Annotated in this window: 10 protein-coding genes and 2 tRNA genes; all 12 read left to right on the plus strand. The window is 48.6% G+C overall.

The genetic code is table 11. From position 1 onward, the window contains the following. Positions 1-7: 7 nt before the first annotated feature. The 12 genes from DW739_RS14260 (at position 8) to DW739_RS14315 (ending at position 10,222) form a co-directional block, all read left to right on the plus strand. Entirely contained in the window at positions 8-1,561 is a 1,554-nt protein-coding gene (locus tag DW739_RS14260) for an ABC-F family ATP-binding cassette domain-containing protein (protein WP_022359105.1), read from the plus strand. Positions 1,562-2,076: 515 nt separating this feature from the next. Further along, complete coding sequence (locus DW739_RS14265) at positions 2,077-3,078, plus strand: rod shape-determining protein (protein WP_022359104.1); 1,002 nt, start codon at positions 2,077-2,079, stop codon at positions 3,076-3,078. Between the two features lie 33 nt (positions 3,079-3,111). Then, positions 3,112-5,478, plus strand: coding sequence for an ATP-dependent RecD-like DNA helicase (locus DW739_RS14270; protein WP_118653106.1), 2,367 nt, complete (start codon positions 3,112-3,114; stop codon positions 5,476-5,478). After that, on the plus strand, positions 5,475-6,224 hold the full coding sequence (locus tag DW739_RS14275) for a ComF family protein (protein WP_333523645.1): 750 nt from the start codon (positions 5,475-5,477) through the stop codon (positions 6,222-6,224). Before DW739_RS14270 ends, DW739_RS14275 begins: the two co-directional genes overlap by 4 nt. 186 nt (positions 6,225-6,410) lie before the next feature. Then, positions 6,411-7,253, plus strand: coding sequence for a YcxB family protein (locus tag DW739_RS14280; RefSeq protein ID WP_118653108.1), 843 nt, complete (start codon positions 6,411-6,413; stop codon positions 7,251-7,253). A gap of 261 nt (positions 7,254-7,514) precedes the next feature. After that, the gene (rpmG, locus tag DW739_RS14285; protein WP_207722866.1) at positions 7,515-7,679 is read left to right on the plus strand and encodes a 50S ribosomal protein L33; all 165 of its coding nucleotides are present in this window, start codon (positions 7,515-7,517) and stop codon (positions 7,677-7,679) included. 58 nt (positions 7,680-7,737) lie between these two features. Further along, positions 7,738-7,941, plus strand: coding sequence for a preprotein translocase subunit SecE (secE, locus tag DW739_RS14290; protein ID WP_022359100.1), 204 nt, complete (start codon positions 7,738-7,740; stop codon positions 7,939-7,941). Positions 7,942-7,958: 17 nt separating this feature from the next. Beyond that, positions 7,959-8,477: a transcription termination/antitermination protein NusG gene (gene nusG, locus DW739_RS14295; protein WP_022359099.1), complete on the plus strand. Its 519-nt coding sequence runs from the start codon at positions 7,959-7,961 to the stop codon at positions 8,475-8,477. A 69-nt stretch (positions 8,478-8,546) separates the two neighbouring features. Beyond that, complete coding sequence (rplK, locus tag DW739_RS14300; protein WP_022359098.1) at positions 8,547-8,972, plus strand: 50S ribosomal protein L11; 426 nt, start codon at positions 8,547-8,549, stop codon at positions 8,970-8,972. Between the two features lie 67 nt (positions 8,973-9,039). After that, positions 9,040-9,735, plus strand: coding sequence for a 50S ribosomal protein L1 (gene rplA, locus DW739_RS14305; protein ID WP_022359097.1), 696 nt, complete (start codon positions 9,040-9,042; stop codon positions 9,733-9,735). Positions 9,736-10,003: 268 nt separating this feature from the next. After that, positions 10,004-10,089: transfer RNA gene (locus DW739_RS14310), tRNA-Ser, on the plus strand. 44 nt (positions 10,090-10,133) lie between these two features. Further along, positions 10,134-10,222 (plus strand) — tRNA-Ser (locus DW739_RS14315). Positions 10,223-10,294: the final 72 nt, after the last annotated feature.

Below are 10,294 nucleotides of genomic sequence, written 5' to 3' on the forward strand. Positions count from 1 at the left end.
TACACACGTGAGTATACTGAATGTAGAACATTTAAGCCACGGTTTTGGTGACCGGGCGATTTTTCAGGATGTTTCGTTCCGCCTGTTAAAGGGTGAGCACATCGGTCTGATCGGTGCGAACGGCGAGGGTAAATCGACGTTTATGAATATTATTACCGGGCATATGCAGCCGGACGAGGGAAAAGTAGAGTGGTCAAAGCGGGTGCGCGTCGGCTATCTGGATCAGCACACGGTGCTGGAAAAAGGCATGACGATCCGCGAGGTTTTGAAGAGCGCATTTTCCTTCCTGTTTGAGCTGGAAGTGCAGATGAATGAAATATGCGACCATCTGGGCGAGGCATCGGAGGATGAGATGAACGTGATGATGGAAGAGCTGGGAACGATCCAGGATCTTCTGATGAACCACGATTTTTATTCCATCGATGCGAAGGTGGAGGAAGTCGGACGTGCGCTGGGGCTGACTGACATCGGGCTGGACCGCGATGTAACGGATTTGAGCGGCGGACAGAGAACGAAGGTACTGCTCGGGAAATTGCTTCTGGAAAAGCCAGATATCCTGTTGCTGGACGAGCCGACGAACTATCTGGATGTGCAGCACATCGAGTGGCTGAAACGGTATTTGCAGGAATATGAAAATGCGTTCATCCTGATTTCACACGATGTTCCGTTCTTAAATAGCGTAGTAAATATCATTTATCATATGGAAAATCAGCGGCTTGACCGCTATGTGGGCGATTACGACAAGTTTCTCGAGGTGCACGAGGCGAAGAAAGCGCAGCTCGAGGCAGCGTATAAGCGTCAACAGCAGGAGATCGCGCAGCTGCAGGATTTTGTGGCACGTAATAAAGCGCGTGTTTCCACGCGAAATATGGCGATGTCCCGCCAGAAAAAGCTGGATAAAATGGATGTGATCGAACTGGCGAAGGAAAAACCGAAGCCAGAGTTTAACTTCCTGGAGGCGAGAGCCTCCGGAAAATGTATTTTTGAGACGGAAGATCTGGTGATCGGTTACGACGAGCCACTGTCCCGTCCGCTGAACCTCTATATGGAGCGCGGCGAGAAGATTGCGATGGTCGGTGCCAACGGAATTGGAAAGACGACGCTTTTAAAGAGTATTTTAGGTTTGATTCCAGCAGTGTCCGGCAAGGTGACGCTGGGCGATTATCTCTCCATCGGCTATTTCGAACAGGAGATGGCGCCGGGCAATACGACGACCTGCATCGATGAGATCTGGAAAGAATTTCCGTCCTACACCCAGTACCAGGTGCGTTCCGCACTGGCAAAATGCGGTCTGACGACCCAGCATATTGAGAGCCAGGTGCGCGTGCTCAGCGGTGGCGAGCAGGCAAAAGTGCGCCTGTGTAAGCTGATCAACCGCGAGACGAACCTTCTGCTTCTCGACGAGCCGACGAACCACCTGGACGTTGAGGCGAAGGAGGAGTTAAAGCGTGCGCTGGCGGCGTACAAAGGAAATATCCTTCTGATCTGCCATGAACCGGATTTCTATGAGGGATTCGCAACGAAGGTCTGGGACTGCAGTGAGTGGAGTCTGAAAATATAAGAAAAAAATGTTTTTCAGCGTACCCCAACATTCAGTATAGAGCCCTTTTTTTAGGTGTCTGGCACTGACAAAAAACAGGAACGCCATCGGCTGAGAGTCCGACGGCGTTCCTGTTTTTCTTAAATTGGGAATGGTAGGTATATATAAAAAAGAAATTGGCTTAGGGGGGCCGGACGATTTGTATCGTCCGGTATGAGTATGAAAAAGCTTTTTTATTTCAAGTAACACTTGAAACAAAGGCCTGTTACCCTTTCGGATAACATATTTGTATTATAGGAGAAACTTGTGACTAAAATATGTCCCTTTCATAAAAAAAATATAAAGTCCATAAAAAAATAAAAACCTCTTTCAAAAGAATCGAAAGTTGTATATAATAGTAAGTGGTATAGTTCGCTCTAAAACAATGCGCGGGCTGGATGGCAGCGAAAAAAGCTGAAATAAAGAAGATAAAATACAATGAAACTCATAGATTTATGTACTCAAGAGTGCATATTCAGAGCAGGAGGAAAACAACTATGTTGATGTCCAATGATATTGGTATCGATCTGGGTACAGCCAGCATCCTTGTATATATCAAGGGAAAAGGTGTCGTACTGAAAGAGCCGTCCGTAGTGGCGATCGATCGGGATACGAATAAGATCATGGCGATCGGCGAGGAAGCCCGCCTGATGATCGGCAGAACCCCTGGCAATATCGTAGCGGTCCGTCCGTTGCGCCAGGGGGTTATTTCAGATTATACAGTGACAGAGAAGATGATGAAATATTTCATCAACAAGGCAGTCGGCAAGAAGACACTCCGCAAGCCGCGTATCAGCGTCTGCATCCCGAGCGGTGCGACCGAGGTAGAGCGCAAGGCGGTTGAGGATGCGACTTATCAGGCTGGCGCACGCGAGGTTTCGATCATCGAGGAGCCGGTAGCAGCTGCGATCGGCGCTGGTATCGATATTTCCAAGGCGTGCGGCAACATGATCGTAGATATTGGTGGTGGTACGGCAGATATCGCCGTTATTTCTCTGGGCGGTACCGTAGTCAGCACTTCTATTAAAGTGGCTGGTGATGACTTCGACGAGGCACTGGTCCGTTACATGAGAAAGAAACACAATCTTTTGATCGGTGAGAGAACCGCTGAGGAGATCAAGATAAATATCGGTGCGGCATACCGCCGTCCGGAGGTAATCACGATGGAAGTGCGCGGACGAAATCTGGTTACCGGACTTCCGAAGACGATCGTTGTCACATCCGACGAGACGCTGGAAGCGCTGCGCGAGCCGGCACTCCAGATCGTAGATGCCGTTCACAACGTACTCGAGCGGACGCCGCCGGAATTGGCAGCCGACATTTTTGACCGTGGTATCGTACTGACAGGCGGCGGCGCACTGTTAAGCGGTCTGGATGCCCTGATCGAGGAGAAAACTGGCATTTCCACGATGATCGCAGAGGATCCGCTGACCGCAGTTGCGATCGGAACTGGTAAGTTTATCGAGTTCGCACACGGTGAGAAGAAAAACTACGATTAAAGAGAACCGCCGGAAGGCGGATAGCATAAAAATATGGCAGCAGTTAAAGGATATATTGAAAAAATAAAATACCGCAATGAGGACAATGGCTATACGGTTCTCTCTATCAGCGGCTTGGACGACGGGGAGGAATATGTGCTGGTTGGCACTTTTTCCTACATCGCAGAGGGCGAGATGATCGAGGCGAGCGGGCGTATGACCGAGCATCCGATTTACGGGGAACAGATGGCGGTGGAAAGCTATGAGCTGAAAGCGCCTGAGGATACTGTTTCCATGGAACGATATTTAGGCTCCGGCGCCATCAAAGGCGTCGGGGCTGCTTTAGCTTCCAGGATTGTTAAAAAATTTAAGGCGGATACATTCCGCATCATGGAAGAAGAGCCGGAACGCCTCGCGGAGGTCAAGGGAATCAGTGAAAAAATGGCGATGTCCATCGGTGAACAGGTCGAGGAAAAGCGCGATATGCGCCAGGCGATGATGTTTCTGCAAAATTATGGCATTTCCATCAATCTGGCGGTTAAAATCTACCAGGAATACGGTCCGGCAATGTACACGATTCTCCAGAACAATCCGTATAAGCTGGCGGACGATATTCCGGGCGTCGGTTTTAAGATGGCAGACGAGATCGCGGCGAAGATAGGAATCGTGGCAGATTCGGATTTCCGCATCAAGAGCGGCATCCTGTATACACTCTATCAGGCGACGGCGAACGGGCACACATACCTGCCGGAGGACGAGCTGGCGGATCGGGCGGCAAAGCTTCTACAGGTTGAGATTTCCGAGATTGACAAGCATCTGATGGATATGCAGATGGATAAACGGCTGGTGATCCGGGAGAGGAAAAAGCAGAAAACAGCAGAAATGGATGTTTTTGTTCAGGCGGAATCGGCAGTGTCGGGGCAGATGCAGCCGCAGCCAGATGTTTTGGGTGAACCGAATGCATCAAATGTATCAAATATAGCAAACGCCCCGGAACGCGCCGTTTATGCATCACACTACTATTATACCGAGCTAAACACCGCCCGCATGCTGCACGACTTAAACATCACTGGTTCCGAATCGGAAGAACAGATTCGGAAAAGTCTGGCAGTCATCCAGAAAGAGGAACAGATCGAGCTGGATGAACTGCAGATCCGCGCGGTGATTGAGGCGGTCAACTGCGGACTTTTGGTAATCACGGGCGGTCCGGGTACCGGAAAAACGACGACGATCAACACGATCATCCGGTATTTTGAAAAGGGAGACATGGATATCCTTCTGGCAGCCCCGACCGGACGCGCAGCAAAAAGGATGACCGAGGCGACAGGCTATGAGGCGAAGACGATTCACCGCCTGTTAGAGCTGACGGGAATGCCAGAGGAGGATGAGAAGAGCCGGACGACTTCGATGCATTTTGAGCGGAACGAGGACAATCCGCTGGAAGCTGATGTCATCATTATCGATGAAATGTCGATGGTGGATATCAATCTGATGCATTCGCTGCTCCGGGCGGTCAATGTCGGCACACGTCTGATTCTGGTGGGTGATGTGGATCAGCTTCCGAGCGTCGGACCGGGCAATGTCCTGCGTGATATCATCGAGTCAGAGTGTTTCCATGTGGTAAAGCTAACCCGGATTTTCCGGCAGGCGGCGCAGAGCGATATTATCGTCAACGCCCACCGCATCAATGCCGGAGAGCGCATTCCGATTGGAAAGTCAAGCAGGGATTTCCTCTTTATAAAGCGTGATGATCCGAATGCGATCATCAATGCAATGATCACGCTGGTACGTGAAAAACTGCCGAATTACGTCCATGCCGATTTGTTTGAGGTACAGGTCATGACGCCGATGCGGAAGGGAGTGCTGGGATCGATACGGTTAAATTCCATTTTGCAGGAATTTTTAAATCCGCCATCGGCAGAAAAGGCGGAAAAAGAGTATGGCGAGACGACGTTTCGTGTGGGCGACAAGGTCATGCAGATCAAGAACAATTACCAGATTGAGTGGACTTCCTACAACCGCAGCGGCATCCCGGTGGACAAGGGAGCCGGCGTGTTCAACGGGGATCTTGGGCGCATTCGCGAGATCAATACCTTTGCGGAGCTGGTAACCGTGGAGTATGATGAGGGAAAACGTGTCGAGTACAGCTTCAAGCAGCTGGAGGAGCTGGAATTGGCATATGCGATCACGATCCACAAGTCGCAGGGAAGCGAGTATCCGGCGGTCGTGATTCCGGTCTGGAGCGGACCGCAGATGCTGATGACGCGGAATCTGATTTACACGGCGGTTACAAGGGCAAGAGCCTGTGTCTGCCTGGTCGGTGTCCCGTATGTGTTTCAGCAGATGGTGGACAATGCGATGGAACAGAAGCGCTATTCGGGACTGCGCGACCGCATTGAAGAAATTATGGAGACATTGTGATAAAAAATATAAAATGGAATCAATTCCCCCGCGCCGCTATGGATGCGCTATATCCAAGGCGCTGCCCGGTCTGCGGGGAGATCGTGACGCCGAAGGGCGGGCTTATCTGTCCTTCGTGTCTTTTGAGGCTTTCGCCTGTCAAATCGCCGGTTTGTCAGAAATGTGGAAAAGAAGTTTGGAGTGAAGAAATCGAATATTGTCCAGACTGTGTGAAACACCGCCGATCATTTGCGCGTGGGATGGCACTCTTTAACTATACGGAGGAAGCTGCGCGCTCGATGGCAGCGGTTAAATATAAAAATAAGAGGGAATATATCGATTTTTATGCCGAAGCTGCAGCGGAAAAGCTGAGGCAGTATGAAAATCGGGAGGAGTGGCAGTTTGACGGTCTGGTTCCCGTTCCGGTCCACCCGGCGCGGAAACGGAAACGCGGTTTCAATCAGGCGGAGGTTCTGGCAAAGCGGATGGGCGAGCGGCTGGAAATGCCGGTGTACCCGGAATTTTTATATCGGATACGAAATACAGAACCCCTGAAAGAGATGAATCCAGATGAACGGCTCCGGAATTTACAGCAGGCGTTTCAGGCGGATGCGGAGGCAATCCGGGCAAGTGGTGTGCAAAACGTGCTTCTCGTGGATGATATTTATACGACCGGAAGCACGGCGGAAGCGTGTACCCGGGCGCTTCTGTCTGCGGGGATCGAAAAAGTCTGTTTTTTTGCCGTTTGTATTGGACAAGGACGCTAAAGTGGGATATGATAGAGAAGATAGGCAGAGGGAAGCCTTATAAGTGGAAATACTCCGGCATTTCTGGATGAAAAGAATAGTAGAAATCATTTGAATCTAAAAGTTTGCGGGAGAGGCAAAAAGAGGTTCAGGAGACGGAAGGAATGCGGGGGAGATTTCAAGTAAGAAAGAAAAGGAGTAAAAAGAATGCAGGAATTTGAATATCGCCTGGAAAAGGAAGATTATAAAAACTGGATTCACTGGAACGTGCTTAAGCATGAGTCCAAGAAAATGAAGATGGTGTCGGCACTCTTATATGTCGCATTTTTAGCTCTCTTTCTGGGAAAAAATGTGATGCAGGCAAAGGGCAATCTGGTTCTTCTTGTACCGTCCATCGTGATAGCGGTGCTGGTTGGCATCGGCATGTTTTACATGATTTCAAACCAGAACCAGGAGCGGATGATCTGGAAACGGAGCGGACTTAAAAATTTGGAAAAGACGGGCAATTTCCCAGTCGTACATCTGACGCTGGATGAGAAGACACTGACCATGACGGTTGCGGCGCAGGAGATGACCAAGACTTACAGCTACAGCGACATTGAGCAGATGGTTGAGATTGAGCGGATGTATCTGCTTGAAACGAACGAGAAAACCTGGCAGTTTATCGCCAAGTCGGCATTTTCCAGCGAGGAAGAGCAAAAGCAGTTTGAGACATTCATGAATGAAAAGCTTGCGGATGCCAAGGAAAACCCAGAAGAATATCCATCCGTGACAAAAAATCCGGAAAATGCGGAGAACCAGGAGGGCGGCGCCCTGCATCAGAACGCCGCGCTTGAGGATGATGTTGTGGAAGCTGATGAGCCGGAGATCACCCGCGTGGATACAAGCCATATGGGTAAGATTGGAAAAATGGCGCATTTTATCGGAAGCCAGGCGGCAGATGAGGAAGAAACCGATGAGCCTGAAAAGGCGGAGCCGGATACCACAGACAGCCATGAAAATGTGGAAGAAAAGACAGACGCTGTAAACGAGGAGAAAGTGGATGAATAAACCTTTCTGATTGTTTTATAGCATCATTGTAAGTCCTGATAATGTGAAATACGAGGCGCGGGCAGAATCTGGTTCCAGCCTGCACTAAGTGAAAACGATATCTATAATATAAAAGAGGCGGCGAATGTCGGCAAGTTATTGCTTGACGCGCCGCTTCTTTTATGATATAGTAGACGGGCGAATGGAAGAACATAGGTCTTTTTTTTATGCTCAAAAACCAGATTTCCGGTTGGAGAGTGGAAAGATCGCATACTAAGAAAAATGGAGGTGGAAGTTGTGCGTACAAGAATTACACTGGCATGCACAGAATGCAAGCAGCGCAATTACAACATGACCAAGGATAAGAAAACTCATCCGGACAGAATGGAAACCAAAAAGTACTGCAGATTCTGTAAGACACACACGTTACACAAAGAGACGAAGTAAGAGTAACTGGTTGGTTCTGCGCGATCGGGCATCTGCCTGAGCGCTTTGGAGGACAAAAATGGGTGATACAGAAAATACCAAAAAAGCTCCTAAAAAGAGTTTCTGGAAAGGTCTAAAAGCTGAGTACAAAAGGATCATCTGGCCTGACAAAGAGACAGTTACGAAGCAGACTGGAGCGGTCATCGCCGTTTCCGTTGCGCTGGGACTTATCATTGCGGCTCTTGACACGGCAATCGTGTTTGGACTGCACTTCGTTATGTAAAGGCAAAGGTGAGAAATATGGCAGAAGCAAATTGGTATGTAGTGCATACTTATTCCGGCTATGAAAACAAAGTAAAGGTTGACATCGAAAAGACGATCGAGAACCGGAACCTTCAGGATCAGATCTTAGAGGTTTCCGTGCCGATGCAGGAAGTTATCGAAGTCAAGAATGGAGCCAATAAACAGGTTGCCAAGAAGATGTTTCCCGGATACGTACTGATCAACATGGTTATGAATGATGATACCTGGTACGTAGTACGCAACACCCGCGGAGTGACCGGGTTTGTTGGTCCGGGCTCCAAACCGGTTCCTTTGACGGAAGAGGAGATGGCCGGTCTCGGATTTAAGGAAACCGGCGTTGTTGTTGACTTTGAGGTCGGCGACACGGTTGTTGTAACGACAGGGGCATGGAAAGATACCGTTGGTGTTATCGAGTCCATCAACGAGGAAAGACAGACCCTGACGATTCGTGTAGAACTGTTTGGCCGTGAGACACCGGTTGAACTGAACTTCACAGAGATCAAGAAGATGATGTAAAGAGGTTCATTTATGAGCCTGTGGGAGGGAAATCCCCGCAATTACCACAATTTATAGGAGGTGCCAACAATGGCAAAGAAAGTTACAGGATATATTAAATTACAGATTCCTGCTGGAAAGGCTACACCAGCTCCGCCAGTAGGTCCGGCTCTTGGACAGCACGGTGTAAACATCGTACAGTTCACGAAAGAGTTCAACGCTAAGACAGCAGACCAGGGCGATATGATCATCCCGGTTGTTATTACTGTATATGCTGACAGAAGCTTCAGCTTCATCACAAAGACTCCGCCGGCTGCCGTTTTGTTAAAGAAAGCTTGCAAGATTAAATCCGGTTCCGCTACACCGAACAAGACTAAGGTAGCTAGCATCTCGAAAGAGGATCTGCAGAAGATCGCAGAATTAAAGATGCCTGACTTAAATGCAGCAAGCCTTGAAGCTGCTATGAGCATGATCGCTGGTACAGCAAGAAGTATGGGTATCACAGTTGCCGAGTAATTTTCGGGATGTTTATCAGTAACGTGGGAGGGAATTCCCCGACAATACCACTAGGAGGTTTTTTATAATGAAAAGAGGAAAAAGATACGTAGAGGCTGCTAAATTAGTAGATCGCGCAAGCCTTTATGAAGCTGCAGATGCCATCTCCATCGTGAAGAAGGCTGCAGGTGCTAAATTCGATGAAACCGTAGAACTTCATATCAGAACTGGTTGTGACGGCCGTCATGCTGATCAGCAGATCCGTGGTGCAGTTGTACTGCCGCACGGAACTGGTAAGACCGTTCGTATCCTTGTATTTGCTAAGGGACCGAAGGCAGAAGAGGCTCAGGCTGCAGGCGCAGATTTCGTAGGCGCTGAGGAGCTGATCCCGAAGATCCAGAACGAGGGATGGTTAGACTTCGACGTAGTAGTAGCTACTCCGGACATGATGGGCGTTGTAGGACGTCTTGGTCGTGTACTTGGACCGAAGGGCTTAATGCCGAACCCGAAGGCTGGTACTGTTACTATGGATGTAACCAAAGCTATCAATGATATCAAAGCCGGTAAGATCGAGTACAGACTTGATAAGACTAACATTATCCACGTGCCAGTAGGTAAAGCTTCCTTCACAGAGGAGCAGTTAGCGGACAACTTCCAGACGCTTATTGACGCTATCCTGAAGGCAAAACCAGCTACCTTAAAGGGCGCTTACTTAAAGAGTGTAACCATGACTTCTACCATGGGCCCGGGCGTTAAGCTGAACGTAGGTAAGCTGATTGGCTAATCAGAAGACGTTATAGAATCAAGAGGATGAGGGACTTTTGGGTCTTTCGTCCTCTTTTTTTCGATTGTCGAAAAAATATAAATAAAGTCAAAAAAACAGTTGACTTTATACTTTAGTAGTGATAAAATATGTTCTGTTGCCGCTGAGAAAGCGGAAACGAAAATTAAAGAGTCAAGACGCACAGGTGATTGTGAAAACTTTCAAAAAGAAAGTGAAAAAGTCCTTGACAAAAATGAATATCCATTATATAATGGTTAAGCACATTTTTGGAGAGATATCGAAGCGGTCATAACGAGGCGGTCTTGAAAACCGTTTGTCCGAAAGGGCGCGTGGGTTCGAATCCCACTCTCTCCGTTTCAAAAACGGTTATTAATTTCATAAGATATAAAAATCAACCTGCAGAAGTACCCAAGAGGTTGAAGGGGCTCCCCTGGAAAGGGAGTAGGTCGTTAGTAGCGGCGCGAGGGTTCAAATCCCTCCTTCTGCGTTCGATGCGAAAGCATCAGGAACCTTGAAAACTGAACAGTATGTAAAACCCTGAAAATTCTAAGAACAAAGG

The sequence above is a fragment of the Clostridium sp. AM28-20LB genome, from assembly GCF_003480665.1.
Classification (GTDB): domain Bacteria; phylum Bacillota; class Clostridia; order Lachnospirales; family Lachnospiraceae; genus Otoolea; species Otoolea fessa.

Excerpts from the sequence above, each read along its gene's own strand:
- DW739_RS14265 (WP_022359104.1), top strand. The coding sequence starts at position 2,077 with ATGTTGATGTCCAATGATATTGGTATCGATCTGGGTACAGCCAGCATC.
- nusG (WP_022359099.1), top strand. The coding sequence starts at position 7,959 with ATGGCAGAAGCAAATTGGTATGTAGTGCATACTTATTCCGGCTATGAA.
- rplK (WP_022359098.1), top strand. The coding sequence starts at position 8,547 with ATGGCAAAGAAAGTTACAGGATATATTAAATTACAGATTCCTGCTGGA.
- secE (WP_022359100.1), top strand. The coding sequence starts at position 7,738 with ATGGGTGATACAGAAAATACCAAAAAAGCTCCTAAAAAGAGTTTCTGG.
- rplA (WP_022359097.1), top strand. The coding sequence starts at position 9,040 with ATGAAAAGAGGAAAAAGATACGTAGAGGCTGCTAAATTAGTAGATCGC.
- DW739_RS14270 (WP_118653106.1), top strand. The coding sequence starts at position 3,112 with ATGGCAGCAGTTAAAGGATATATTGAAAAAATAAAATACCGCAATGAG.
- rpmG (WP_207722866.1), top strand. The coding sequence starts at position 7,515 with ATGGAGGTGGAAGTTGTGCGTACAAGAATTACACTGGCATGCACAGAA.
- DW739_RS14280 (WP_118653108.1), top strand. The coding sequence starts at position 6,411 with ATGCAGGAATTTGAATATCGCCTGGAAAAGGAAGATTATAAAAACTGG.